23 protein-coding genes are annotated in these 25,116 nt (G+C 71.4%); 12 read left to right on the plus strand and 11 right to left on the minus strand.

What is annotated here, in order from left to right:
* Nucleotides 1-123 precede the first annotated feature (123 nt).
* From ACEL92_RS20995 to ACEL92_RS21005, 3 genes are all read right to left on the minus strand, one after another.
* A complete protein-coding gene (locus ACEL92_RS20995; protein ID WP_374026316.1) occupies nucleotides 124-1,194 on the minus strand; it encodes a TrkA family potassium uptake protein in 1,071 nt (356 codons plus the stop codon).
* An 89-nt stretch (nucleotides 1,195-1,283) separates the two neighbouring features.
* Complete coding sequence (locus ACEL92_RS21000; protein ID WP_374022571.1) at nucleotides 1,284-4,586, minus strand: ATP-dependent helicase; 3,303 nt, start codon at nucleotides 4,584-4,586, stop codon at nucleotides 1,284-1,286.
* Nucleotides 4,553-7,687 carry an ATP-dependent helicase gene (locus tag ACEL92_RS21005; RefSeq protein WP_374022572.1) on the minus strand — a complete coding sequence of 1,045 codons (3,135 nt, stop codon included), beginning with the start codon at nucleotides 7,685-7,687 and terminating at the stop codon, nucleotides 4,553-4,555. Before ACEL92_RS21005 ends, ACEL92_RS21000 begins: the two co-directional genes overlap by 34 nt.
* Nucleotides 7,688-7,795: 108 nt before the next feature.
* Here ACEL92_RS21005 and ACEL92_RS21010 point away from each other — a divergent pair, with 108 nt between their 5' ends.
* From ACEL92_RS21010 to ACEL92_RS21020, 3 genes are read left to right on the plus strand one after another with little or no spacing between them, the layout of a single operon-like run.
* Entirely contained in the window at nucleotides 7,796-7,990 is a 195-nt protein-coding gene (locus ACEL92_RS21010; protein ID WP_374022573.1) for a hypothetical protein, read from the plus strand.
* A 47-nt stretch (nucleotides 7,991-8,037) separates the two neighbouring features.
* Nucleotides 8,038-8,823, plus strand: a complete 786-nt coding sequence (locus ACEL92_RS21015; RefSeq protein ID WP_374022574.1) for an alpha/beta fold hydrolase — start codon at nucleotides 8,038-8,040, stop codon at nucleotides 8,821-8,823.
* A gap of 2 nt (nucleotides 8,824-8,825) precedes the next feature.
* Nucleotides 8,826-9,128 carry an MGMT family protein gene (locus ACEL92_RS21020; protein WP_374022575.1) on the plus strand — a complete coding sequence of 101 codons (303 nt, stop codon included), beginning with the start codon at nucleotides 8,826-8,828 and terminating at the stop codon, nucleotides 9,126-9,128.
* On the opposite strand, the gene ACEL92_RS21025 is transcribed toward ACEL92_RS21020, so the two are convergent.
* The 3 genes from ACEL92_RS21025 to ACEL92_RS21035 all read right to left on the minus strand — a co-directional run bounded on the left by ACEL92_RS21025 (nucleotide 9,125) and on the right by ACEL92_RS21035 (nucleotide 12,468).
* A complete protein-coding gene (locus ACEL92_RS21025) occupies nucleotides 9,125-9,979 on the minus strand; it encodes a TIGR02569 family protein (protein ID WP_374022576.1) in 855 nt (284 codons plus the stop codon). The two genes, ACEL92_RS21020 and ACEL92_RS21025, sit on opposite strands and share 4 nt — an antisense overlap.
* 36 nt (nucleotides 9,980-10,015) lie before the next feature.
* A complete protein-coding gene (gene moeZ, locus ACEL92_RS21030; protein ID WP_374022577.1) occupies nucleotides 10,016-11,194 on the minus strand; it encodes an adenylyltransferase/sulfurtransferase MoeZ in 1,179 nt (392 codons plus the stop codon).
* Between the two features lie 248 nt (nucleotides 11,195-11,442).
* Nucleotides 11,443-12,468: a DUF3152 domain-containing protein gene (locus tag ACEL92_RS21035; RefSeq protein WP_374022578.1), complete on the minus strand. Its 1,026-nt coding sequence runs from the start codon at nucleotides 12,466-12,468 to the stop codon at nucleotides 11,443-11,445.
* 200 nt (nucleotides 12,469-12,668) lie between these two features.
* Between ACEL92_RS21035 and ACEL92_RS21040 the strand changes: the two genes are divergently transcribed.
* Nucleotides 12,669-13,355 carry a TetR/AcrR family transcriptional regulator gene (locus ACEL92_RS21040; protein WP_374022579.1) on the plus strand — a complete coding sequence of 229 codons (687 nt, stop codon included), beginning with the start codon at nucleotides 12,669-12,671 and terminating at the stop codon, nucleotides 13,353-13,355.
* On the opposite strand, the gene ACEL92_RS21045 is transcribed toward ACEL92_RS21040, so the two are convergent.
* Nucleotides 13,342-13,611, minus strand: a complete 270-nt coding sequence (locus ACEL92_RS21045; protein WP_374022580.1) for a DUF3107 domain-containing protein — start codon at nucleotides 13,609-13,611, stop codon at nucleotides 13,342-13,344. The genes ACEL92_RS21040 and ACEL92_RS21045 overlap by 14 nt on opposite strands.
* A gap of 206 nt (nucleotides 13,612-13,817) precedes the next feature.
* Between ACEL92_RS21045 and ACEL92_RS21050 the strand changes: the two genes are divergently transcribed.
* The gene (locus ACEL92_RS21050; RefSeq protein WP_374022581.1) at nucleotides 13,818-14,531 is read left to right on the plus strand and encodes an MmpS family transport accessory protein; all 714 of its coding nucleotides are present in this window, start codon (nucleotides 13,818-13,820) and stop codon (nucleotides 14,529-14,531) included.
* Between the two features lie 75 nt (nucleotides 14,532-14,606).
* Here the strand turns inward: ACEL92_RS21050 and ACEL92_RS21055 are convergent, their stop codons facing one another.
* Nucleotides 14,607-15,326 carry a ferritin-like fold-containing protein gene (locus tag ACEL92_RS21055; RefSeq protein WP_374022582.1) on the minus strand — a complete coding sequence of 240 codons (720 nt, stop codon included), beginning with the start codon at nucleotides 15,324-15,326 and terminating at the stop codon, nucleotides 14,607-14,609.
* A gap of 254 nt (nucleotides 15,327-15,580) precedes the next feature.
* Between ACEL92_RS21055 and ACEL92_RS21060 the strand changes: the two genes are divergently transcribed.
* Nucleotides 15,581-17,077 carry a DEAD/DEAH box helicase gene (locus tag ACEL92_RS21060; protein ID WP_374022583.1) on the plus strand — a complete coding sequence of 499 codons (1,497 nt, stop codon included), beginning with the start codon at nucleotides 15,581-15,583 and terminating at the stop codon, nucleotides 17,075-17,077.
* 17 nt (nucleotides 17,078-17,094) lie between these two features.
* Nucleotides 17,095-18,315, plus strand: a complete 1,221-nt coding sequence (locus ACEL92_RS21065) for a hypothetical protein (protein WP_374022584.1) — start codon at nucleotides 17,095-17,097, stop codon at nucleotides 18,313-18,315.
* Between the two features lie 108 nt (nucleotides 18,316-18,423).
* Here the strand turns inward: ACEL92_RS21065 and ACEL92_RS21070 are convergent, their stop codons facing one another.
* Nucleotides 18,424-19,224 carry a ParA family protein gene (locus tag ACEL92_RS21070; RefSeq protein ID WP_374022585.1) on the minus strand — a complete coding sequence of 267 codons (801 nt, stop codon included), beginning with the start codon at nucleotides 19,222-19,224 and terminating at the stop codon, nucleotides 18,424-18,426.
* Nucleotides 19,225-19,334: 110 nt separating this feature from the next.
* On the opposite strand from ACEL92_RS21070, the gene ACEL92_RS21075 reads away from it, so the two are divergent.
* From ACEL92_RS21075 to ACEL92_RS21085, 3 genes are read left to right on the plus strand one after another with little or no spacing between them, the layout of a single operon-like run.
* Nucleotides 19,335-19,946 carry an acid phosphatase gene (locus ACEL92_RS21075; protein ID WP_374022586.1) on the plus strand — a complete coding sequence of 204 codons (612 nt, stop codon included), beginning with the start codon at nucleotides 19,335-19,337 and terminating at the stop codon, nucleotides 19,944-19,946.
* The gene (locus ACEL92_RS21080) at nucleotides 19,943-21,040 is read left to right on the plus strand and encodes an isochorismate synthase MenF (protein WP_374022587.1); all 1,098 of its coding nucleotides are present in this window, start codon (nucleotides 19,943-19,945) and stop codon (nucleotides 21,038-21,040) included. The genes ACEL92_RS21075 and ACEL92_RS21080 overlap by 4 nt, the downstream gene beginning before the upstream one ends.
* Complete coding sequence (locus ACEL92_RS21085; protein ID WP_374022588.1) at nucleotides 21,037-21,513, plus strand: N-acetyltransferase family protein; 477 nt, start codon at nucleotides 21,037-21,039, stop codon at nucleotides 21,511-21,513. Before ACEL92_RS21080 ends, ACEL92_RS21085 begins: the two co-directional genes overlap by 4 nt.
* Here the strand turns inward: ACEL92_RS21085 and ACEL92_RS21090 are convergent.
* The gene (locus tag ACEL92_RS21090; protein ID WP_374026317.1) at nucleotides 21,465-21,908 is read right to left on the minus strand and encodes a hypothetical protein; all 444 of its coding nucleotides are present in this window, start codon (nucleotides 21,906-21,908) and stop codon (nucleotides 21,465-21,467) included. The two genes, ACEL92_RS21085 and ACEL92_RS21090, sit on opposite strands and share 49 nt — an antisense overlap.
* Nucleotides 21,909-21,993: 85 nt before the next feature.
* Between ACEL92_RS21090 and ACEL92_RS21095 the strand changes: the two genes are divergently transcribed.
* Nucleotides 21,994-22,974: a diacylglycerol kinase family protein gene (locus ACEL92_RS21095; protein WP_374022589.1), complete on the plus strand. Its 981-nt coding sequence runs from the start codon at nucleotides 21,994-21,996 to the stop codon at nucleotides 22,972-22,974.
* Nucleotides 22,975-23,245: 271 nt separating this feature from the next.
* Nucleotides 23,246-23,500, plus strand: a complete 255-nt coding sequence (whiB1, locus tag ACEL92_RS21100; RefSeq protein ID WP_007168139.1) for a transcriptional regulator WhiB1 — start codon at nucleotides 23,246-23,248, stop codon at nucleotides 23,498-23,500.
* Between the two features lie 66 nt (nucleotides 23,501-23,566).
* On the opposite strand, the gene ACEL92_RS21105 is transcribed toward whiB1, so the two are convergent.
* On the minus strand, nucleotides 23,567-25,066 hold the full coding sequence (locus ACEL92_RS21105) for a sensor histidine kinase (RefSeq protein ID WP_374022590.1): 1,500 nt from the start codon (nucleotides 25,064-25,066) through the stop codon (nucleotides 23,567-23,569).
* Nucleotides 25,067-25,116: the final 50 nt, after the last annotated feature.

Raw genomic sequence — 25,116 nt, forward strand, 5'->3', positions numbered from 1 at the left:
CCGCCGCTCTTGCGATCGCCCTGCCTGCGTGGCGACCCGCCGCGACCGGCTCCGCCGCTCTTGCGATCGCCCTGCCTGCGTGGCGACCCGCCGCGACCGGCTCCGCCGCTCTTGCGATCGCCACTAGTGCCCCGCGTGCCGGATGTAGAGCAGCCGGTCGTTGGCTTCGACGGCGTCCACCTCGGGCGCGCCGATGCGCAGCAGGTGGCCGTCGCGCACGACGCCGAGCACGATGTCGCGCAGATGCCGCGGGGAGCCGCCGACCTCGGCCGGCTCCACCTCGCGTTCAGCGATCGCCAGCCCGAAGTCCGGCGTGAGCAGGTCCTCGATCATCTCCACCACGCTGGGCGTGGTGGTGGCCAGCCCCAGCAGCCGGCCGGCGGTCGCCGAGGAGACCACCACCGAGTCCGCGCCCGATTGCTGCAGCAGGTGCTGGTTTTCCGCCTCCCGGATGGAGGCCACGATCTTGGCGTTGGGGGCGATCTCCCGGGCGGTCAGTGTGACCAGCACCGCCGTGTCGTCGCGGCTGGTGGCAACGACGATCGACGCCGCGTGTTGCGCCCCGGCCAGCCGCAGCACGTCGGCCTTGGTGGCGTCGCCGTGCACGGTGACCAGGCCCGCGGTCGCGGCGTGCTCAAGGGTGCTGCGATCCGTGTCGACGACGACAACCTCGCCCTGAGCGGCCTCGTCGCTGAGGATCGCGGCGACCGCCGTCTTCCCCTTGGTGCCGTAGCCGATCACGATCGTGTGGTTGCGCACTCTGCTCCTCCAACGCTGAATCTTCCACCCCTGCCGGGACCGCTCGGAGAGCACCTCGAGGGTCGTGCCGACCAAGACGGCCAGGAACGCGATCCGCAGCGCGGTGAAGATCAGGGTGTGAACCAAACGCGCGGTTTCGGTGTACGGGGTGATGTCGCCGTAACCGGTCGTCGACAGTGACACCGCGGAGAAGTACACGCAGTCCAGAAAGGTCAGCGGCGCGCCGCGCACGTCGCGGTATCCGGTGCGGTCCGCGTAGACGATGACGGCGGCCGCGAACAGCACCACCAGCGCGATGGCCACCCGGCGCGTGATCACCCGGATGGGGCTGGCGTGGTCCTCGGGGATGCGCACCACGCCGACCAACTGGTGGCCTCGCTGGGCGGTCAGCGTCTCTTCGAGACCGCTCAGTTGCCGCGACCTACCGTTGCGCACGGCGGTCCGTGATCGGCTCAACGCCAGCGCAGGAGACACGCACGACTCAATGTAACCACGATCGCGACCCCGGTACCCGGCAGCGCGAGTCACCCGACGGCGGGCTCGGCCAGCAGCCCGGCCAGTTCGGCGGGGGCGGGCAGATCGTCGGGAGCGACCGTGGTGCGCGCGCGCACGTAATAGAAGGCCGTGTGCACCGACGATTCCGGGACACCGGACAGGGCGGCCCACGCCAGGCGGTAGACGGCGAGCTGGACGGCGGCCTGCCGCATGGCTTCCGGCCCGCGGGGCGGTTCGCCGGTCTTCCAGTCGACGACCGTGGCGCCGCCGTCGGGGTCGGCGAACACCGCGTCGATGCGGCCGCGCACCAGGGTGTCGCCGATCGGCATCTCGAAGGGCACCTCGACGGCGATCGGAGTGCGTGCCGCCCATGGTGATTCGGTGAACGCGGTCTGCAATGCGGCCAGCTCCCGGGTGTCGCCGACGTCGGAATCCGCCGCACCCGGTAGGTCCGCGAGGTCGAACAGGCACTCGGCGCCGTAGAACTGCTGCACCCACGCGTGAAATGCGTTGCCCAGCAACGCATGCGGGTCGGGCCGCGTCGGCAGCCGATGGCGCAGCCGCTGCGCCGCGCCCGCCGGGTCGCGGGCCAGGTCGACCAGGCCGCTGACCGACAACTGGCTGGGCAACGCCGCGGGCGGCGGCTGGACCGCCCGCGCCCGCTCGGCGAGCAGCGCGTCGACGTCGGAGGCCCAGCCCTCGATGTCGGCGCCTTCGTCACCGGCGTCGCCCGACATCGCCCGGGAGACCAGCGCGGCGCCGCGCTCGACATCGCCGCGCCGGCCGGCCAGCGGATCGGCGGGCCAGACGGCTTCCAGGGCGTTGTCGCGCAACGGATTCCGGTCACCGTCGGCCGGCGCCGGCGCCCATTGATCCACCATGCCGCAGGGGTCCCCGGCCGCGGCTGAACGCTCGATGACGTCCTTGATCTCGCACAGGAAATCCGACGGCCCGCGCGGTTTGATGCCGGTGGCCCCCCAGTGGTGGCCGGACACCAGCAGGGTGTCCTCGGCCCGGGTGACGGCGACATAGAGCAGCCGGCGCTCCTCGTCGACGCGCCGCTGCTCGAGCCGGCGGCGGTGCTCGGAGATCTTGTCGGACAGCTGCTTTCGGTTGGTGACGGCCGAGGTGTCCAGCACCGGGATGCCCAGCGCGCCTGCGGAGGCACGGTCGCCGCGCAGCAGCGGCGGCAGCTCCGCCGCGTCGGTGAGCCAGGTGCTTCGGGACGCGGTCGACGGAAAGATCCCGCCCGACAGGTGCGCCACCGCGACCACCTGCCACTCCAGCCCCTTCGCGGAGTGCACCGTGAGCACCTGGACGCGGTCGCGCGCGGCCACCACCGGAGCGGGCGGCAGCCCGTTCTCGACCGAATCGGCCACATCCAGAAAGGCCAGCAGACCCGATACCGACGCCGTTGCCGAACGGTCGGCCGTGGTCACGACGTCCGCTCGTTCAGCGTAGCTGGCGACGACGTCGGCGAACGCGTCGAGGTGTTCGGTGCCGCTCCAGCCCGCGTGCACCCCGGTCGCGGCGCGGACGTCGCAGTCGACGCCGAGCACCCGGCGCACCTCGGCGACCAGGTCGGGCAGGGCATGGCCGAGGTGGCCGCGCAGCGCGCGCAGCTCGGCGGCCAGCGCGGTGATGCGCTGATACCCCACGGCCGAATACCCTTCGGCCGGACCGGGATCCGCGATGGCGTCCGCCAGGCAGGCGGTGTCGGCATCCGGGCCGGCCGCCATCGCGATCTCTTCCGGCGCGGACGCCCCGCCCCCGCCGTCGCACAGCGTCCGCGCGCGCCGCCAGAGCGCGGCGACGTCGCGGCCGCCGAGGCGCCAGCGCGGACCCGTGAGCACCCGCATCGCCGCCGCGCCGGCGGTCGGGTCGGCGACAAGCCGCAGCATGGCCACGACGTCGGCGACCTCAGGGACCGACAGCAGCCCGGCCAACCCGACAACCTCGACCGGCACGCCGCGGGCGCGCAGCGCGTCGGCGATGGGCGCGGCGTCGGCGTTGCGACGGACCAGCACCGCGGCGGTCGGCGGCCCCGCGCCGTCGGCCCGCCGGTACCGGGAGGCGAGCTCGTCGGCGATCCACTCCCGTTCGGCCTGCACATCGGGCAGCAAGGCGCAGCGGACCGTCCCCGGCGGGGCGTCCGGGCGCGGCCGCAGCGCGTGCACCGCGACGGACCTGCGGCGCGCCTCCGCCGAGATGGCGTTGGCCAGCCGCAGGGTGCTCGGCGGGTTGCGCCAGCTGGTCCGCAGCTCCAGGACCGGCGCGGGCGTGCCGTCGGACAGCGGGAAGTCGGTGCTGAAGCGCGGCAAGTTGGTCGCCGAGGCCCCGCGCCAGCCGTAGATCGACTGGATCGGGTCGCCGACGGCCGTCAGCGCCAGCCCGTCGTCGACCCCACCGCCGAAGAGTGCCGACAGGGCGACCCGCTGGGCGTGCCCGGTGTCCTGGTACTCGTCGAGCAGCACCACCCGGTACCGGCCGCGCAGTTCCTCGCCGACCCGCGGGTGATCGGCCGCCAGCCGTGCCGCGCAGGCCATCTGGACGCCGAAGTCCATCGCCTTGGCGGTCCGCATCCGCTCAGCCAGCGCGTCGAGCAGGGGCACCAGCTCGGCGCGCTGGGTCTGGGTGTCCGACAGCCGCAGCAACCACTGGCTGGGGCCGCGGTCGCGCTGATAGGGGCCCGCCGGCAGGGTGTGGATCAGCCGCTCCAGCTCCACGTGGGTGTCGCCGAGCTGGCGGGTGTCCACCAGGTGTTCGGCCAGCTGACCCCACAGCCGCAGCACCATCGACGTCACCGCGGCGGGGGTCTTGTCGGTGTGCAGGTCCCCGCGGTACCCGCTCACGACGTCGAAGGCCAGCTGCCACAGCTCGGTCTCGCCGAGCAGCCGGGTATCGGGCTCGATGGGCAGCAGCAGCCCGTAGTCGCGGATCAAGGAGCCGGCGAAGGCGTGGTAGGTGCTGACCGTCGGGGCGCCCGCCGGTTCCGCGGGCGCCGCGCCGTCGGGACCCAAACCGACGCCGGCCAGCCGGGCGAGGCGGGACCGCACGCGGCGCAGCAGCTGGCCGGCGGCCTTGCGGGTGAACGTGAGTCCGAGCACCTGGCCGGGTTCGGCGTAGCCGTTGGCGACGAGCCACACCACCCGCGCGGCCATGGTCTCGGTTTTGCCCGCACCGGCGCCGGCGATCACGACCAACGGTCCGGGCGGGGCCGCGATGACGGCGGCCTGCTCGTCGGTGGGCGGGAAAAGCCCGAGCGCGCAGGCCAATTCGGCCGGGCTGTAGCGCGCGGTCACCGCGCCGCCCCGTCCGCGTGGGCCGGGCACGAGGGCCGTATCGGGCAATGTGAGCAGCCATCGTTGCGCCGGGCGACGAACCGGGGACCGGCGGTCGCCTCGGCGGCGCGAATCACCAGCCGGCGCCATTCGTCGCGCGCGGCCGGCGTCAGCGGATCCTGTTCGCGCTCCGTGGCACCCGAGGCCCCGGCCTTGCCGACGTAGACCAGCCGCGCGCCGCCGGGCTCCTCACCGGCCGCGACCATGCCCTCGGCCACCGCCAGCTGATACATCGCCAGCTGGGCGTGCTGCTGGGCGTCGTCCTTGCTGACCGGCGTCTTACCGGTCTTGACGTCGACGATCACCAGGCGGCCGGCGGCGTCGCGTTCCAACCGGTCGACCCGGCCGCGCAGCCGGACCTCGCCGCCGCCGTCGCGGGATGCGGCCAGGGTCCCGTCGATCTCGACCTCGACGCCGACCTCGGTCAGCGCGCCCCGGGTCTGCGCCCGCCACTCGACGAAGGCCTCGATCATCGCGCGGTGCCGCGCCAACTCGTTGGCCGAATGCCACTCCGCCTCGAAGGGCAGGTGCCGCCAGGCGCGCTCCAGATCGGCCAGCAATTCCGTTGCGCTTCTCCGTGATTGGGCCACCAGGGCGTGCACCACCGAACCGATGGTCGAGCGCAGATCGCGCGGGTTGGTGCCGCCATGCCGTTCGGCCAGCCAGCGCAGCGGGCAGTCGTTGAGCGTCTGCAGGGTCGACGGGGTCAAGGTGACGGCATCGCCGTCGCCGTGCAGCGGTTCGCTGGTGCTGACCGGGGTCAGGCCGTGCCAGCCGGCCGGGTCGGCGCCGGGCACCCCGGCCCGGGCGAGCCGCGCCAATTGCGTTGCCGCACAGGCCCTGGTGGCGTCGTCGACCGCCCCGTCGGGCGCACACACGACACCGCGCAGCCGGCCCACCACGGCCGCCGCGGACAACACCCGCGGCGCCGAGGGGGGTTGTGCGGCAGCAGGATTCGCGCCGGCGTCGGACCACTGCGCGAGCTCGTAGAAAAACGCCGAGGGGAGCGCGGCCTCGTTGTCCCCGCCGCCCGCGTCGCCGTCCACGGCGGTCACCAGCAGCCGGCGGCGGGCCCGGCCCATCGCGGCCACCAGCAGCCGACGCTCCTCGGCCAGCAGCGGCGCCCGCACCGACGCGTCCTCGGTGACGCCGTCCAGCACGTCCAGCAACCGCTGGGTGCCCAGCACACCGCCGCGCGGAACGGTGTTGGGCCACAGGCCCTCCTGCAACCCGGCGATGACGACCATGTCCCACTCGTGGCCCAGGGCGGCGTGGGCGCTGAGCACCCGCACCTGCTCCACCGCCGACACCGGCTCCTGGTTCACGCTCGGCAGGTGCAGCGCGGCGACGTGGTCGACGAGCCCGCGCAGCGACGCGCCCGACGTGCGGGAGACGTACTGATCGGTGATGTCGAACAGCGCCGTCACCGCCTGCAGGTCCCGGGTGGCCTGCGCGCCGGCGGGGCCGCCGCGCTCGGCCGCCGACAGCCAACGGCGCTGCAGGCCGGAACGCTGCCAGGCCGCCCACAGGGTGTAGCGCGGGTCTTGGCCCGCGCGATGGCAGCTCGCGGCCGCGTCCAGCACCGCGCGCACCCGCTGCACCGGGCGAAGCTGCGGTCCCGAAAGCGGGGTGGCGCCCGACAGCGCGCCGGCCAGCAGGTCCGCGACATCGCGCGGCGCACGATCGGCGTTGGCGCGCTGCAGCGTTCGGCGCAGCTGTCGCAGCGAGACCGGGTCGACGCGGCCGATGGGACCGGCCAGCAGCGCCAGGGCCCGTTCGCCGTCCAGCCCGTCGGCGGTGGCCGCCAGGACGGTGAGCAGGGCGCGGGCCGCCGGCTCGTCGGACAGCGATCCGCTGGCCCCCGGCGCGGCCACCGGCACCCCGGCGGCGGCCAGCGCGCGCGGCAAGCGGGCGCCGGCCCGCGGCACCGAACGGACGATGACCGCCATCTGCGACCACGGCACGCCGTCGACCAGGTGCGCACGCCGCAGCGCGTCGGCGATCATCGTGGCCTCCGCGTGCGCCGACGCCGCCAGGCGCACCATGACCGAGCCCTCCTCGGGCCCGGCGCCCTCGATCCGCCTGCCGGGACTGTGGCCGGGCAGCCGGCCCGCGACGCCGCTGACGGCGCGCGCCACCGCCGGTGCGCAGCGATGCGAGACCGTCAACGTCACCGACGGCGAATCCTCGTCGAGGAGGCCGGCGGATTCGCCGCCCCGGAAGCCGAACACCGCCTGATTGGGGTCGCCGCCGATCACGGCCAGCTCGGCACCCGCCGCGAGCACCCGAACCAGGCGGGCCGCCTGCGGGTCGAGCTGCTGGGCATCGTCGACCAACAAGACCCGCACCCGGGCCCGCTCGGCGGCCAGCAGTTCGGGATCGACCGCGAAAACCTCCAGGGCGGCGCCCACCAGTTCCGCGGCGCCCAGCGCGGGCGTCGTCGCCTGGGGCGAGGCCGTCCCGACCGCCGCCCGCAGCAGCATCACCTGCTCGTACTGGCGCGCAAACCGGCCGGCGGCGGCCCATTCCGGACGCCCGCACCGACGACCCAGCCGCTCCAGCTCCAGCGGGTCCACACCACGTTCCGCGCAGCGCGCCAACATGTTTCGCAGTTCGGTGGCGAAGCCCACGGTGGCCAGCGCGGGCTGCAGGTGGGCGGGCCACGCCGTCGCCGCGCGCGGCCCATCCTCGAGGTCACCGGCCAGCAACTCCCGGATGATGGCGTCCTGCTCAGCGCTGGTAACCAGTCGCGGCGGCGCATCGCCGGCGCGCTCGGCGGCCCGGCGCAGCACCGCGTACGCGTAGCCGTGCACGGTGCGGACCAGCGGTTCGCGGACGGCGGCGCGTCCGGGCCCCGCGGAGCGCGGCCGCAGCAACGCCTTCGTCAACGTGCTGCGCGCCCGCATCCCCAGCCGGCCCGAACCGGTAAGCAGCAGAACCGATTCCGGGCCCAGGCCGGCGGCGATCTGGGCCACCGCGGCCTCGATCAGCAGGCTGCTCTTGCCGGTGCCGGGCCCGCCCAGCACCCGCACCGGCCCACCCACGCCGGGCGCCAGCAGGGCACGCGCCTCGGTGTCCCAGGTGAACGACATGGCTGCATGCAATCACCAGGGTCTGACAAGTCGGCCCGACCCGCGCCGCCGCAGGCCCCTACGCTGGAGGCCGCGAACAGCCCGACGAACGGTGAGGAGGTAGAAATCGTGACGGACGTCTTTCCCAGCGACGAAGCGCCCGAAGGTGACGCCGCGGAACAATTGCAGCCGGTCGACGTCGACGACGAAGCCGGCTTGGACACCGAATACCTGACCGCGGCCGAGCGCGAGGCGAACGAGGCCGATGTGATCGAGCAGGCCTACATCGTCCCCACCGAGGACGAGTGGGAAGACGAACGCTGAACCGCCCGCCCGCGAGCGGCCGTGGCGGCGGCTGGCACGATCGACGCGTGACCGTTGATCTGCATGTGCACCGCTACGGCCCGGCGGGCCCGGTGCGGGTGCTGGCGCTGCACGGGTTGACCGGCCACGGGCAGCGGTGGCAGCAGCTGGCCGGCCTGCTCCCCGAAATCGCTTTCGCCGCACCAGATCTGATCGGCCACGGCAGGTCGACCTGGGCGGCGCCGTGGACTATCGACGCCAACGTCGCGGCGATGGCCGCGCTGCTCGACGACGAGGCCGACGGGCCGGTGCTGGTGGTCGGGCACTCCTTCGGGGGCGGGCTCGGCATGCAGCTGGCCGCGGCACGGCCGGACCTGGTGGCGGCTCTCTTGCTGCTCGACCCGGCGGTCGGACTGGACGGCGAGTGGATGCGCCAGATCGCCGACGCGATGCTGGCCTCGCCCGACTACCCCGACGCCGAGGAAGCGCGCCTGGAAAAGGTGCACGGCTCCTGGTCGGACGTCGACCCGGCGCTGCTGGCCGCGGAGATCGACGAGCATCTGATCGCGCTGCCCGGCGGCCGGTACGGCTGGCGCGTCAGCCTGCCGGCGATGATGTCGTACTGGAGCGAGCTGGCCCGCGACATCGTGTTCCCGCCCGCCGGGACGCCGACGATCCTGGTGCGCGCCAAGCGCACCTCGCCGCCGTACGTCGGCGACCGACTGATCGCCGGGCTGCAGGATCGGTTGGGATCTGCTTTCCGGCTGCTGGATTTCGACTGCAACCACATGGTTCCCTACGCCGCGCCGACGGAAGTCGCCGCGCTGACGCGCGAGCTGCTCGGGGCTGGCTGATCGTGGCGCCGGTGACCGAGGAGCAGGTCGAGCGGGTGCGCGCGCTGGTCGCGGCGATCCCGTCCGGCCGGGTCGCCACCTACGGCGACATCGCCGACGTCGCAGGCCTTCCCAGCCCGCGCATCGTCGGCTGGATCATGCGGACCGACTCGTCGGACCTGCCGTGGCACCGGGTGATCACCGCCTCCGGGCGCCCCGCCCGTCACCTGACCACCCGGCAGCTCGAGCTGCTGCGCGCCGAAGGGGTGCTGGCCACCGACGGCAAAATCGCCCTGCGCGACGTCCGCTACGACTTCGGGCGCTAGACGATCAGCCGGACCAGTGCCGCGGTGCGGGCCAGGCCGGGAAAGGCCTCTGCGGTCGACCGTGGGTGCAGCGCATGGACCGCCAGGCGAAACATCAAGGCCCGCAACAACATCTGCGGCCATTCCGGCAACGCGTTCCAGCGTTCGATGAGCCCGTCATCGGCCTCACCCCAGGACAGCGCGTCGACGACGACGACACCGGCCGCCCACGACGCGGGCCGCCAGTAGGGGGTGATGTCGGTGATCCCGGGAGCGGCCGTGCCGACGAAAAGCACTGTGCCGTAAAGATCTCCGTGCACCAACTGGTTCGGGCTCTTGGTCGGCCGACGCAGGGTGGCCAGCTGGTTGATCAGCTCCACCGACCGCTCGGCGTCGGCCGTCGGCGGGGCGGTCCGCGCGCCCGGGGGCACCGAGGCCAACGGCCGTTCCTCCCACGCGGCGCGGTCGGCGGCTATGAAGATGTCCACGTCGCCCCAGGGCGCGCTCGGGCCCTGCGTCAGGAAGCGCGGGCGTTCCAGTTTGCCGGTCGCCTCGTGCAGGCGCACCGCCGCCGAAACCACCTCGTCGTGCCGCGGTTCGGGTGTGCCGGCGACGAAGGTGTCCGCCCGCCATCCCGAAACCACGTACCGTCCGTCCGTCGAGCGAACCGGTCGGGCCAGCCGGACACCGTCGACGAACAACGTTTCGCGCACCCGGGCCGACCAAGCCGCCCTGGCGTGGTCGGCCACCAGCGACAGGACGACCTCGCCGCAGCGCCAGCCGCCTTCCCAGCTGGCCCCCAAATAGACGGGCTTGACGCCGGTCAAACCAAACGCCGCCAGCACATGCTCCGGCGGTGGCTCGACATTCACACGGGTAGCCTAGACGAGGCCATCTGCCGTACCGGGTCAGTACATCACCATGTCGGGTTGCATTTGCTGCGCCCACGCCACGATGCCCCCCTGCAGATGGACCGCGTCGGAGAATCCGGCCTTCTTCACCGCCGCCAGCGCCTCGGCCGAACGCACCCCGGTCTTGCAGTACAGCACCGGCATGCGGTCGTGCGGCAGCTTTGCCAGACCCTCGCCCGAGTCGATCGACGACTGCGGGATCAGCTGGGCGCCGTCGATGTGATTGATCTCCCACTCGACGGGCTCGCGGACGTCGATCAGGGCCAGCTTCGTGCCGGAGTCCAGCAGCGCGCGCAGCTCGTGCGGGGTGATCGTCGACCCGCCGGCGAGATCGCCGGGCGCCCCGCCGCAGAACTCCTCGTAGTCGGTCAGCCCGGTGATCGCGGGCGCCGTCGGATCCTTGCGGATCTTGATGGTGCGGTAGGACATTTCGAGCGCGTCGTAGATCATCAGCCGGCCCAGCAGCGATTCGCCGATGCCGGTGATGAGTTTGATCGCCTCGGTCCCCATCACCGACGCGACGGAGGCGCATACGATACCCAGCACGCCGCCCTCGGCGCACGACGGGACCGTGCCGGGTGGCGGCGGTTCCGGGTAGAGGTCGCGGTAGTTGAGGCCCCGCCCGCCGGGAGCGTCCTCCCAGAACACCGACACCTGGCCCTCGAAGCGATAAATCGAGCCCCACACGTACGGCTTGCCCGCCAGCACGGCGGCGTCGTTGACCAGATAGCGGGTGGCGAAGTTGTCCGTGCCGTCCAGGATCAGGTCGTACTGCCCGAACAGGTCGACGGCGTTGTTGGAATCCAGCCGGAACTCGTGCAGCCGCACGCGAACCAACGGGTTGATCGCGGCGATCGACTCTCGCGCCGACTGGGCTTTCGGGCGCCCGACGTCGGCCACGCCGTGGATGACCTGGCGCTGCAGGTTGGACTCGTCGACGACGTCGAAGTCGACGATGCCGATCGTCCCGACCCCGGCCGCGGCCAGGTACAGCAGGGTGGGCGCCCCGAGCCCCCCGGCGCCGATCACCAGCACGCGAGCGTTCTTGAGCCGCTTCTGCCCGTCGACGCCCAGGCCCGGAATGATCAGGTGGCGGCTGTAGCGGGCCACCTCATCGCGGGTCAGCTCACCTGCCGGCGCCACGAGCGGCGGCAGCGCTGTCGGCGATGTCGACACGGCCGGACATCCTCCTCGGTCTTCGCGGATGTGGTTCGTCGTCCACCACCATCACAGCAGCCGCCGTGGTGGACGGCAATGAACGCAACCCGCCGGGCGCCACGCTGGGGCTTCAACGCGCGGGCCGTCACGCTGGCGTGACGCTCGGGGCGCCTCCTCCTCACGCCGCTGCGCGGCGCGCATCGTCGCCGGGCTAGGTTCGACTGCCCGCCTCCTCACGCCGCTACGCGGCGTGCATCGTCGCCGGGCTAGGCGATCGGGAACGGCCAGGGGTTGAATCGGCAGGTCTTGCCGTCCGCCTTCACGAAATCGGGGTCGAACTTGGCGGCATCGTCATTCGACGTGGAGAACGTCTGCTGCATCATCACCGGCGCCAAAGCCCCCTGCTGCTCGCACGGCTCGTGGCGGACGTACCCGATGGCGTGACCGACCTCGTGGTTGATCACGTATTGGCGATAGGAGCCAATGTCGCCCTCGAACGGCACGGCTCCGCGCACCCAGCGCGCCTCGTTGATGAAGACCCGCGACTGCCGATCCTGGCCAAAGGACGGGTTGTAGCACGAGGTTTCCAGGCGGAATTCGTAGCCGCAGCCCTCGCGGACCGTGACCGGCGACACCAGGGAGATCCGAAAGTCGGGCTTGCCGTTATCGATCCGGATGAACGCGAATTGCGGGTTGTGGGTCCAGCCCTTGGGATTGGCCAGCGTCTGGTCGACCATCTCGGCGAAAGCGTTGTCGCCGCCGAACATTGTGGGGTCGATGCCGTCCTCCACCTCGACGGTGTACCGAAACACCCGCACGGTGCCCTGACCGACCTGCGGCGTCGTGCCGGGCACCACGTGCCACGTCTTATCGCCCGCCTCGGTGAACGGGCCGCCGTCCGGCAGCGTGCCGGCCGGCAAGTTGGCGTCGAACGCGGCGAGCCCGCGCGGCGGCGCGTCGATGATCGAGGTGCCCATGGCCTCCATCGCCTGCGGGCTCTGGATGGGTTGATTGGCCGTCGGCCTGGTCGCGGCGGTGCCGGTCATCGTCTGGTAGACGACCACCGCGGTGAGCACCGACAAGGCCGGCAACGCGTACGCGCGCCAGCCGTAAGTGGAGACGAACCGCCCCAGCCATGTCTGTTTGCGCCACTGGCGCGGCCGCTCCCGGTCGGCCCGGGTGCGTCCGCCCTCGCGGGCGGTCGGGTCGCGCAGGGCGCGAAGGGGTTCCCGCCACTCGTCTCGCAGCACCGGGACGCGCCCGGTGCCGCGCGAGGGCCGCTGGGAAGTCATTTCCCCAGGATTACACAGCCGAGACCGGCACCGTCCTTGGCGCGCCCGAATGCACCGCCCAACACCACTTTCTGCCGGCGGCGACGGCGGCGACGACGATCACCGCAGCGGCTCGAGTAGTAATGTCTGTCGCAACGAGCCGCGCGCGGCCGGCCCCCTGGTGCCGGCGGCCGGTTGCCAACGCACCAGATGGGGACTCGATGAGCGAACTCGCCAAACCCGCGGCGCGGCGCGCTGTCAGGTCGGCCGACCGCAGTCGGCCGGGGGACGGCATCGCGGCTTCGAGCCGGCGGGGCAACCGGTTGCCCCGCGACGAGCGTCGCGGTCAGTTGCTCATCGTCGCCAGCGACGTGTTCGTCGATCGCGGCTACCACGCCGCCGGCATGGACGAAATCGCCGATCGCGCGGGTGTTAGCAAACCGGTCCTGTATCAACACTTTTCGAGCAAGCTCGAGCTCTACCTGGCCGTGCTGGCCCGGCACGTGGAGAACCTGGTCTCGGGTGTGCAGCAGGCGTTGAACACCACCACCGACAACCGCCGGCGGTTGCACGCGGCGGTCCAGGCATTCTTCGACTTCATTGAGCACGACAGCCAGGGTTACCGGCTCATCTTCGAGAACGACTACGTCACCGAACCGGAGGTGGCCGCGCAGGTGCGGGTCGCCACGGAATCGTGCATCGACGCGGTGTTCGCGTTGATCAGCGCCGATTCGGGCCTGGACCCGCACCGCGCCCGGATGATCGCCGTGGGGCTGGTCGGCATCAGCGTCGACTGCGCCCGGTACTGGCTCGACTCCGACCGCCCGATCTCCAAGGCGGACGCCGTCGAGGGCACCGTGCAGTTCGCCTGGGGCGGGCTATCCCACGTGCCCCTTACTCGCCTTTAGCGCCCTTGCCCGGGAGTTTGGTGACCTCGGCGCCGATGCCGAAGCCGACCCGGCGTCCGTCCGCTGGACCGATCTCGACGTAGGCGATCTTGCTGGTGTGGACCAGGAAACGCCGCCCTCGCTCGTCGTTCAGCCTCAGCAGGCCCGTTGCCTCGCTCAGCGCGGCGCTGACCAGCTCTTCGACTTCGGCGGGTGTCTGTGCGCTGGCGATGACCAGCTCGCGCGGACTGTCCGTGATACCGATCTTGACCTCCACGGTCACCCCTTTCGTAGGCAGTGAAGTCGACAGACCTGTCAGCTGCAGGCTAGTGGACGCGGCGGTCCGGCATCCGCGACAGCCCCCCACCGCGGGTTCGCGCTGAGCGAAACGATGGTCGCGAGCGGATAACGATTCGCTTGCAGCTGGGTCCAGAGCCGGGTTGGAGGGGCGGTTCGTGTTTTCACATCGCTAACTTCGGCAACATGGGTACCACACTGGCCGATCTCGACAGGGTCCGGGATTACCCCGACGACGACACCGACGAGCTCTACAGCTCCGACAGCTACCCCGAGGGCGACTACACCTGGACCGGGTGGCCGACCGAGCTGCGCTGGCGCCCCGTCACGGCGATCGTCGGCGCGGTGGTGGCCGTTGGCGCGATCGCCACCGCCGTCATCATCAACAGCGGCGACAGCGACACGACCAAGGCCACCGTGGCGCCGGCGCCACAACCGGTGACGTCGGCGCCCGCCACGACGAAGAGCTCCGTTCCGCCCAGCGCGCAGCCCAGCCCCTCGAGCACCTCACTGCCGCCCGAGACGGTTACCACCGTGACCACGCCCAGCGCCGCGCCGAGCCCGGCGCCGACGGCTACGCCCACCGCGGCGCCGCCCCTGACGCTGACGCCGCCGCCCGCCGCGCTGAACCCGCGCACGGTCGTCTACAGCGTGACCGGCACCAAGCAGCTGCTGGACCTGGTGAACATCGTCTACACCGACGGCAGCGGTGCTTCCCAGACGGAGTTCAACGTGTCGCTGCCATGGACCAAGGCGGTGATCCTGAATCCGGGCGTGCAGACCCCGTCGGTCGTCGCCACCAGCTTCTACGGCCGGCTTAACTGCTCGATCGTCAACGCGGCCGGCCAACTGGTGGCCGCGTCGACCACCAATTCGAGCCTGGCGACCTGCGCCCGCTGAGTCCGACGGCCGTGACCGGCAGCGCCCGGCAGCGCCGCGCTTGCGATCACGGCTGAGTCCGACGGCCGTGACCCGTCAGCTCAGGCCGAGCTCGCGCATCCGCCGGTCGTGCGTCTGCTGTAACCGGTCGAAGAACGCGTTGAGCTGGCCCAGGCCGCCTGCCCCTGACATCACCAGGTCCACCAGCTCGTCGTGGTCGGCCAGCAGGTATTGAGCCTGCGTGAGCGCCTCGCCGAACAGCCGCCGCGACCACAGCGCCAGCCGGCTGCGCTGCTTGCCGCTGGCCGTCACTGCGGCGCGCACCTCGGCGACGACGAACTGCGAGTGCCCGGTCTCCGACAGCGCCGCGCGCACCACATCGGCGATCTCGTCGGGCAGCCCGTCGGCGATCTCCAGGTACAGGTCGGCGGCAAGGGCGTCGCCGACATAGGTCTTCACCAACGCCTCCAGCCAGGTGCTGGGCATCGTCAGCCGGTGGTAATTCTCCAGCGCCGAGACGTACTTCGACATCGCCGCCACGACGTCAACGCCCCGGCGCTCCAGGGCGTCGCGCAGCAGCTCGTAGTGCTGCATCTCGGCGGCGGCCATGCTCGCCATCGAGATCCGTCCGCGCAGGTCGGGGGCCATCCGGGCCTCGTCGGTGAGGCGGTAGAACGCGGCGATCTCGCCGTAGGCCAGGACCGCGAACAACTCGTTGACACCGGGGTGATCGGCCGACAGCCGGGAGGCGGGCGAATCGCCCGCCTGGTGGGCGTCCAGGTCGGCTTCCGAGGGCTCGCAAGGGGGCCGGGTCATGGCAACACTGTAGTCGGCGGACCCGGCACAAACCGGGGGCCAGCGCTAGACCAGCTATCATGTATGTAGATAGCGGCTGTATTTCTTCTCCAAAGCCGCTATCGGCGAAATGTGCGTGCACAGCTGGCCCGCCCAAATTGAGCGGGGGCCCGCGACTCGGCGACGTATTCGAAGTCGGAACTCGTGCGCGCGTGACCGCGACAGAGAAACACCGACACAACCGGATATGTCACCGAAAGGCTTACTACCCACGCATGAGCGCACTCACCAACACAACTGAACTGACTTTTGCCAACCTCGGCGTTCGTGACGAAATCGTCCGAGCCCTCGCGGAAAAGGGCATCGAGCGCCCGTTCGCGATCCAAGAGCTGACCCTGCCGCTGGCGCTCGCCGGCGACGACCTGATCGGCCAGGCCCGCACCGGCATGGGCAAGACCTTCGCGTTCGGCGTGCCGCTGCTGAACCGCATTACGTCCGGAGTCGGTGTGCGGGAACTCAACGGCACACCGCGGGCCCTGGTCGTGGTGCCGACCCGCGAGCTGTGTGTGCAGGTCACCGAGGACCTTGCCGCCGCGGCCCAGTACCTGACGGCCGAGGGCGGCCGCCCGCTCTCCGTGATTTCTATCTACGGCGGACGCGCCTACGAGCCGCAGATCGAGGCGCTGCGCGCCGGCGCCGACGTCGTCGTGGGTACCCCCGGCCGGCTGCTCGACCTGGCCCAGCAGGGCCACCTGCAGCTCGGCGGACTGTCGGTGCTGGTGCTCGACGAGGCCGACGAGATGCTCGACCTGGGCTTCCTGCCCGACATCGAGCGCATCCTGCGCCAGATCCCGGAGGACCGGCAATCCATGCTGTTCTCGGCCACCATGCCGGGCCCGATCATCACGCTGGCCCGCACCTTCATGAACCAGCCCACCCACATCCGGGCGGAGGCGCCGCACTCGGCGGCCACGCACGACACCACCGAGCAGTTCGTCTACCGGGCCCACGCGCTGGACAAGGTGGAGCTGGTGAGCCGAGTGCTGCAGGCCGAGGGCCGCGGCGCGACGATGATCTTCACCCGCACCAAGCGCACCGCGCAAAAGGTCGCCGACGAACTGGCTGAGCGCGGCTTCAAGGTCGGCGCCGTGCACGGCGACCTGGGGCAGATCGCCCGCGAGAAGGCGCTGAAGGCCTTCCGCAGCGGTGACATCGACGTGCTGGTGGCCACCGATGTGGCCGCCCGCGGTATCGACATCGACGACATCACCCACGTCATCAACTACCAGATTCCCGAGGACGAACAGGCCTACGTGCACCGCATCGGTCGCACCGGTCGCGCCGGCAAGACCGGCATCGCGGTCACCCTGGTGGACTGGGACGAGCTGCCCCGCTGGTCGATGATCGATAAGGCGCTGGGCCTGGACACCCCCGAACCGGCCGAGACGTACTCGAACTCACCGCACCTCTACGAGGAGCTGGGCATCCCCGCCGGGGCTGGTGGCACCGTCGGCACGCCGAAGAAGCCGCAGGGCCAACGCCGCAGCAGCGAGCGTGACGGCCAGACGGTGGAGCGGTCCGCGCGTGTCCGCTCGGGCGCCCCGCGCCGACGCACCCGCGGCGGCCAGCCCGTCACCGGCCACCCCAACGGGAACGCCACGGCCGGTAACACCAGCGGCGACGCCGCCGCGGAGGCGTCCGGCAAGTCTGGCACCAGCCGGCGCCGGCGTCGGCGCCGCAAGCCCGCCGAAACCGGCGCGCACACCAACTAAGGCCGCGCGCCGAGGAGATGGTCAGACCCGAACGCCGGACCAAGGGCGATGTCATGGCCGCCGTCGCCATCGCCGTCGTCGTCGCCGCCGTCGCGTCCCTGATCTGGTGGACCAGCGACGCCCGCGCCACCATCAGCCGGCCGGCCGCCGTTCCGGCGCCTAACCAGAACCCCGCCCGACAGGTGCCGGCCACGCTCAAGGAGCTGTGGACCGCGGCCAGCCCGGCCACCACCGCCCCCGTGACGGTCGGCGGGACGGTCGTGACCGGCGACGGCCGCCGGGTCGACGGGCGCGACCCCGGTTCCGGCCAGTCCCTGTGGAGCTACCAGCGCGACAGCGACCTGTGCGGGGTCTCATGGGTCTACCACTTCGCCGTCACCGTCTTTTCTGACGACCGCGGGTGCGGGCAGGTGAGCACCCTCGACGGGTCCACCGGTCGCCGCGGGCCCGCCCGCAGCGGCTACGCCGACCCGCGCGTGCGGCTGTCCTCCGACGGCACGACGGTGTTGTCGGCCGGCGACACCCGGCTGGAGCTCTGGCGCTCGGACATGGTCCGCATGGTGGCCTACGGCGAGACCGATGCGCGCGTGAAACCCTCGGCACGCGGCCTGCATTCCGGCTGCAAGCTGGTCTCCGCGGCGGCCAGCTCGTCGGCCGTGTCGGTGCTGGAGAGTTGCGTCAACGAGGCCGACCTGCGGCTGGTGCTGCTGCGCCCGGGCAAGGACGACGACGAACCGCAGCAACGCATCGTGGCCGAACCCGGGGTCAGGGCGGGCTCCGGCGCCCGGGTGCTCACGGTGTGGGAGAACAACACCGCGGTGTACCTGCCCTCCCCGCGGCCGCGGGTCGACGTGATCGACGAAACCGGCACCACCGTGTCCAGCAACCTGCTGGCAAAACCCGCGCCGGGCCCGGGGGCGGTCTCACACGCGGGCAGCCTGATCACGTGGTGGACGGGCGATTCCGTCATGGTCTTCGAGACGGGCAACCTGACGCTGCGCTACACCATCGCCGCCGGCGGCACGACCGCGCCGCTGGGGCCCGGCGCGATGATGGCCGGTCGCCTGCTGGTCCCGGTCACCGGCGCGATCGGCGTCTACGACCCGGTCAGCGGCGCCTCCGAGCGCTACATCCCGGTGAACCGGGCGCCCAGCGCGCCCGGGCGGGCGGTGGTCCCCGCCGTCGCGGGACCTCGGGTGTTCGAGCAGCGCGGCGACACCGTGGTGGCCCTCGGCTGATCGCCGCGCGCGCTCCAGGCATCGCGGGTGCGGTCTTCGGCGGCGACTCGCCGATGCGCCGCGCCACAGCCGCACGCTCTAAAGCCGCGGACGCACAATCGGGTCCGGCTACACCTCGACGGCGAACGTCGGCAGCGGCTTGCCGGTCTTCCAGTGCTTGAGCAGCGCCTTCGCCAGCTCGCCGTAGGCCGACGAGCCCTTGTTCTTGCGGCCGGACATTACCGACGAGCCCGACGCGCTGGCCTCGGCGAAGCGGACAGTGCGCGGGATCGGCGGCGCCAGCACCGGCATGTTGTAGCGGTCGGCGACGTCCATCAGCACGTCGCGGGTGTGGGTGGTCCGCGAGTCGTACAGCGTCGGCAACGCGCCGAGCAGCCGCAGCTCCGGGTTGGTGATCTGCTGGACGTCGGCGACGGTGCGCAGGAACTGGCCGACGCCGCGGTGCGCCAGCGTCTCGCACTGCAGCGGCACGATCACCTCGTCGGCGGCGGTCAGCCCGTTGAGGGTGAGCACGCCCAACGACGGCGGGCAGTCGATGATGACCACGTCGAAGTCGTCGGAGACCTTGGCCAGCGCGCGCTTGAGCGCGTACTCGCGGCCGGCGCGCATCAACAGCATCGCCTCGGCGCCCGCCAGGTCGATGTTGGCCGGCAGCAGCGTCATGCCCTCCATCGTGGTGACCAGCGCGGCGTTGGGCTCGACCTCACCGAGCAGCACCTCGTGCACCGAGACCGGCAGCTTGTCCGGGTCCTGGCCCAGCGAGAACGTCAGGCAGCCCTGCGGATCCAGGTCGACCAGGAGCACCCGCTGACGCGCGTCCATCATCGCCGCCCCCAGCGAGGCAACCGTTGTCGTCTTGGCCACGCCGCCCTTCTGGTTGGCCACCGCCAATACCCGGGTCTTAGTCACCAGCGCCCGCCCCTCCTTGTTGCCACGGTCACAGTGCCCATCCTGGCATGTTCGATCGCGCCGCGCCGCGGCCGACGGGCCCGGGGTGTCGTCCGGCAGAATCGGTCGATATGGGCCTGCACAACCACCGACTTGTACTGCTCCGCCACGGCGAGACCGAGTGGTCGAAATCCGGCCAGCACACCAGTCGAACCGACCTCGAGCTCACCGACACCGGCCGCGTCCAGGCCGAGCTTGCCGGCCGCGTCCTGCGTGAACTCAACCTCACCGACCCGTTGGTGGTCAGCAGCCCGCGTATCCGGGCCCTGACCACGGCGAAGTTGGCCGGGCTCGCGGTCGACGAGGTCACTCCCCTGCTCGCCGAATGGGACTACGGATCCTACGAGGGGCTGACGACGCAGCAGATCCACGAGTCGGTGCCCGATTGGCTGGTATGGACGCACGGATGCCCCGGCGGCGAGAGCGTGGCGCAGGTCAGCGAACGCGCCGATCGGGCCGTGGCATTCGCGCTCGAGCACATGAGCGACCGCGACGTGGTGTTCGCGGGTCACAGCCACTTCTCGCGTTCGATCATCACGCGCTGGGTGGAGCTGCCGCTCGTCGAGGGCAGCCGCTTCTGGATGCTGGCCGGTTCGCTCGCCGTGTGCGGCTTCGAACACGGGGTGCGACAGCTCGCCGCGCTCGGCCTGACCGCGCAGCCACAGGCGATCAAACCCGGGTGAGCGCCCAACCGCCGTTCGCGCTGTGCGGACCGAAGCAGACCCTGCTCGCCGAGGGGGTGCGGGAACGCTACCGCGACGTGGCAGCGGCGCAGGACGCCCTGAGGTCAGGGGCCGCCCCAATTGTGTTGGGCGCGTTGCCATTTGACGTGAGTCGGCCCGCGGCGCTACTGACACCCGAGACCGTGCGCCGCGCCGACGGGCCGCCGGGCTGGCCGGCGGGCCCGCTGCCACCGGTGCGCATCGCCGCCGCCGACCCGCCACCCGACGACTACCGCCGCCGCATCGTCCGGGCCCGTGATCAGCTCACCGCCCCCGACAGCCCGCTAAGCAAGGTGGTGCTGTCCCGCGCGCTGCGGCTGGTCGCCGACGCCCCCCTGGACACGCGCGTCATCCTGCGCCGGCTCATCGCCGCGGATCCTGCCGCCTACGGCTATCTGGTCGACCTGACCGCGGCCGGCGACGACTACGCCGGTGTGGCGCTGGTAGGCGCCAGCCCGGAACTGCTGGTGGCGCGCTCCGGGGACCGCGTCACCTGTCAGCCGTTCGCCGGATCGGCCCCCCGCGCGGCCGACCCGGACGTCGACGCGGCCAGCGGCGCCGCGCTGGCCCGCTCGGCCAAGGACCGGCACGAACATCAGCTGGTGGTCGAGACGATCCGGGCGGCCCTGGAGCCGCTGTGCGACGAGCTGACGATCGCCGCCGAGCCCGAGTTGAGCCGCACCGCGGCGGTCTGGCACCTGTGTACGCCGATCATCGGCCGGCTGGGCGACAGCTCCACCAGTGCAATCGATCTGGCCCTGGCGTTACATCCCACCCCCGCCGTCGGCGGAGTGCCGACCAAGGCCGCGGTCGAGCTCATCGCCGAGCTGGAGGGTGACCGCGGGTTCTACGCGGGGGCGGTGGGCTGGTGCGACGCCGCCGGCGACGGCCGCTGGGTGGTGGCGATCCGCTGCGCGCAGCTGTCGGCGGACCGCCGCAGCGCGCTGGCCCGCTCCGGGGGCGGCATCGTCGCCCAATCCGATCCCGACGAGGAAGTCGCGGAAACCACAACAAAATTCGCCACCATCCTCAACGCATTGGGCGTCGAGCGATGACCATTCGCCGGGCCACACCCGAAGACGCCGCCGCCATCACCGAAATGATCCACGCGCTGGCCGAATTCGAAAACGCCGCCGACCAATGCACGGTCACCGAAAAGCAGATTGCCGCAGCGCTTTTCGGTTCCGGCCCGACATTGCACGGGCACGTCGCGGAAGTCGACGGCGAGGTCGCCGCGATGGCGCTGTGGTTCCTCAACTTCTCCACGTGGGACGGCGTGGCGGGCATCTACCTCGAAGACCTGTTCGTGCGTCCGGGTTTTCGCCGTCGCGGCCTGGCCCGGGCGCTGCTGGCGACGCTGGCGGCCGAATGCCTCGACAACGGCTACACGCGGTTGTCCTGGGCGGTGCTGAATTGGAACGCCGACGCGATCGCGCTCTACGACGGAATCGGCGGCGATCCGCAGGGCGAGTGGACCACCTATCGGGTGTCGGGCCGCCGGTTGGCCGAGCTGGCCGAGTCCCGCTGAGCGCCGCTGCCGGCCCAGCGCAGGCCGGCGGGGCTGAAGAGCAGGCCGAGGACGGCCAGCGCCGCGATCCCCGCGGGAATCCCGAAGCCGGGTCGGTGCGAGTCTACGGTCAGGTACCACGCCACGGGCAGCAACAGCAGCTGGGTGAAGACGGCCAGCCCGCGGCCCCAGCGCTTGCCGAGGATCAGCGCGCGCCCGGCGGCCAGCACCACCGCCCCAACCAGGACGAAGAAGACCGCCGTGCCCAAACCGTTGACCACGCGCTGGTCGGCCCCGGCGGCGCCCCGCACCACCAGCACCGCCGCCATGACCAGGGCCGCCGCCCCCTGCACCGCCACGAGCAGCCCGGCGGCGCGCACGGCGGCCGGGGCGGACCCAGGGTTGCGGCGAAACACGGTCACCCGCGTCAGCGTAGTCACCCCACCGCCGGGACAGTTCCCCACAGCGCGGCCTTAACCGGCCCGCATAAGCTCGTGCACCATGCGCGCCGTGCTGATCGTGAACCCGACCGCCACCTCCACGACCCCGGCCGGTCGCGACCTGCTGGCGCACGCGCTCAAGAGCCGCCTGCAGCTCACCGTCGAACACACCCACCACCGCGGTCACGGCAGCGAACTCGCTGAGAAGGCGGTCGCGGACGGCGTCGACCTGGTCGTGGTGCACGGGGGCGACGGCACGGTCAGCGGGGTGGTCAACGGCCTGCTCGGCCGTCCGGGCTCGACTTCGGCGCCCACCGGGCCGGTGCCGGCGGTCGCGGTGGTTCCCGGCGGTTCGGCGAACGTCCTGGCGCGCTCGCTGGGGATCTCGCGCGACCCGGTGGCCGCGACCAACCAGCTCATCCAGCTGATCGACGATTACCGCCACCACCACACCTGGCGCCGCATCGGGCTGATCGACTGCGGTGAGCGGTGGGCCGTCTTCAACACCGGGATGGGCGTCGACGCGGAAGTGGTCGCCGCGGTCGAGGCCGAACGCGACAAGGGCGGCAAGGTCACGGCGTGGCGCTACATCCGCGCGGCGGTGCCCGCCGTGTGGGGCTACACGCGCCGCGAGCCGATGCTGCAGCTCGAATTGCCCGGCCGCGAACCCATCGCGGGGGTGAGCTTCGTGTTCGTCTCCAACTCCAGCCCGTGGACGTTCGCCAACGAGCGGCCGGTGTGGACCAATCCCGGCTGCGCCTTCGAGTCAGGGCTGGGTGTGTTCGCGCCGAAGAGCATGAAACCGATTCCGACGCTGCGCATCGTGCGGCAGATGTTCGCCAAACGGCCCAAGTTCGCGTTCGACCACCTCGTCACCGAGGACGACCTGCCCTGTTTGCGGGTGACCTCGGCCGCGGGCCCGGTTGCCTGCCAGTTCGACGGGGATTACCTCGGCGTGCGCGAAAGCATGACGTTTCGCTCGGTCCCGGACGCGCTGGCCGTGGTCGCGCCTCCGCGAAAAACCCACTCTGAGCTGCCGTAACGAAGTCCCCGATAGCCAGGCGGCGAATATTTTGTGCCAGATCGGCCAGCCAGCGTAGTACAACGGAGTAATGGTCCGGCTACGGAACGGTCAAAGTGAGATTGCCCACGAGGTAACGCACGCTATTGACTTCTGTTGGGCCTGTGAAACGATCAAAAGGTTGCATGCAGAAATTTAGATGGGGGTACGGCCCCTTTTCTTGTGCACGCGTTAACAGCCGAAGAAAATTGGCCGTGCGCCTTGCTGCGCACTCAGTGAGGAGTAACAACTTATGGATTGGCGCCACAAGGCGGTCTGTCGCGACGAAGACCCGGAGCTGTTCTTCCCGGTAGGGAACAGCGGCCCGGCGCTCGCGCAGATCGCTGACGCGAAACTGGTCTGCAATCGGTGCCCGGTGACCACAGACTGCCTTTCCTGGGCCCTGAATACCGGCCAGGACTCGGGCGTCTGGGGCGGCATGAGCGAAGACGAGCGGCGCGCACTCAAGCGTCGCAACGCCCGGACGAAGGCCCGTAGCGGAGTCTGACTCGGTTTAGACCACACAGCGCGGCCTCGACGAAAGTCGGGGCCGCGCTGTTGTGTCGGGCGCAGGCTATAACGTCAATCGGGTTCGCCGGCCGATCGGCACCCGCAAGACCACATCGGTGCCACGCGACGGCGCCTCGCGCATGCCCAGCGTCCCGTCCAGTTCGGCCGACACCAGCGTCCGCACGATCTGCAGGCCCAGGCTGTCGGACGTCTCCAGGCTGAAGCCTTCCGGCAAGCCGCGGCCGTCGTCGTGCACGACGACGTCGAGCCAGCGCGCCGACCGCTCGGCGCGGATGGTCACCGAGCCCTCTTGGGCGGCGGGGTCGAAGGCGTGCTCGATCGCGTTCTGGACCAGTTCGGTGATCACCATGATCAGCGCGGTCGCGCGGTCGGAGTCCAGCACACCCAGGTCGCCCACCCGGTTGATGCGGATCGGCCGGTCGACCGACGCGACGTCGTTCATGATCGGCAGGATCCGGTCGATGACCTCGTCGAGGTTGACCTGCTCGTCCACCGACATCGACAGCGCGTCGTGCACCAACGCGATGGACGAGACCCGGCGCACGGACTCGATCAGGGCCTCCCGGCCCTCGTCGTTGGCGGTCCGGCGGGCCTGCAGGCGCAGCAGGGCCGCGACCGTCTGCAGGTTGTTCTTCACCCGGTGGTGGATTTCGCGGATCGTGGCGTCCTTCGAGATCAGCGCCCGGTCGCGGCGCTTCACCTCGGTGACGTCGCGGATCAGCACCGCGGCGCCGGCGCTGGCGCCGTCGACCACCAGCGGCAGCGTCCGCAACAGCACCGTGGCGCCGCCGGCGTCCACCTCCATCCGCATGCTGCGCCCGCCGGCCAGCAGGTCGAGCACGTGCTCGGCCAACTCCTGCGCCTCGAACGGGTCGGAAACCAGCGGCCGCGTGACCTTGACCAGGTTGCGGCCCTCCAGCTCGGTGGTCAGGCCCATCCGGTGGTAGGCCGACACCGCGTTGGGGCTGGCGTAGGCGACCACCCCGTTGACGTCCAACCGGATGAAGCCATCGCCGGCCCGCGGCGTGGAACGCGACATGACCACGTCGCCGACGTCGGGGAAGGTGCCCTCCGCGAGCATGGCCACCAGATCCCGGGCGCAGTCCCGGTAGGCGGTCTCCAGCTGGCCGGACGCGCGGTCGGCCGCGACGGCGGTTTGATGCCGGGTGAGCACGGCCACCACCCTGCCGCCGTAGCGCACCGGGGACGCCTCGACGTGCGGGCCGGGCAGCCACGAATCCTGGTGCGCCACTTCGCCATCCCGCTGGGCGACGCCGGAGTCGAAGGTCTCGGCGACGAGCGGCAGCCGGTCGGCGGCGACGACGCTGCCCACCGAGTCGGTCAGCAGCACCGTGGGCGCGGTGTTCGGCCGGCACTGCGCCACGCACACCAACATGCCGTCGTCGCGGCGCACCCACATCAGGTAGTCGGCGAAGGACAGGTCCGCCAGCAGCTGCCACTCCCCCACCACCGCGTGCAGGTGATCCACGGCGTTGCCGGGCAGCACGGTGTGTTCGGCAAGCAGGTCACCGAGAGTCGACATCGCTCACTCCCCGGGCGATTCCCCGGCAGCGGAGGGGTTCACAGGTTTTT

This window comes from Mycobacterium hainanense, from assembly GCF_041890355.1.
GTDB classification, from domain to species: Bacteria; Actinomycetota; Actinomycetes; order Mycobacteriales; family Mycobacteriaceae; genus Mycobacterium; species Mycobacterium hainanense.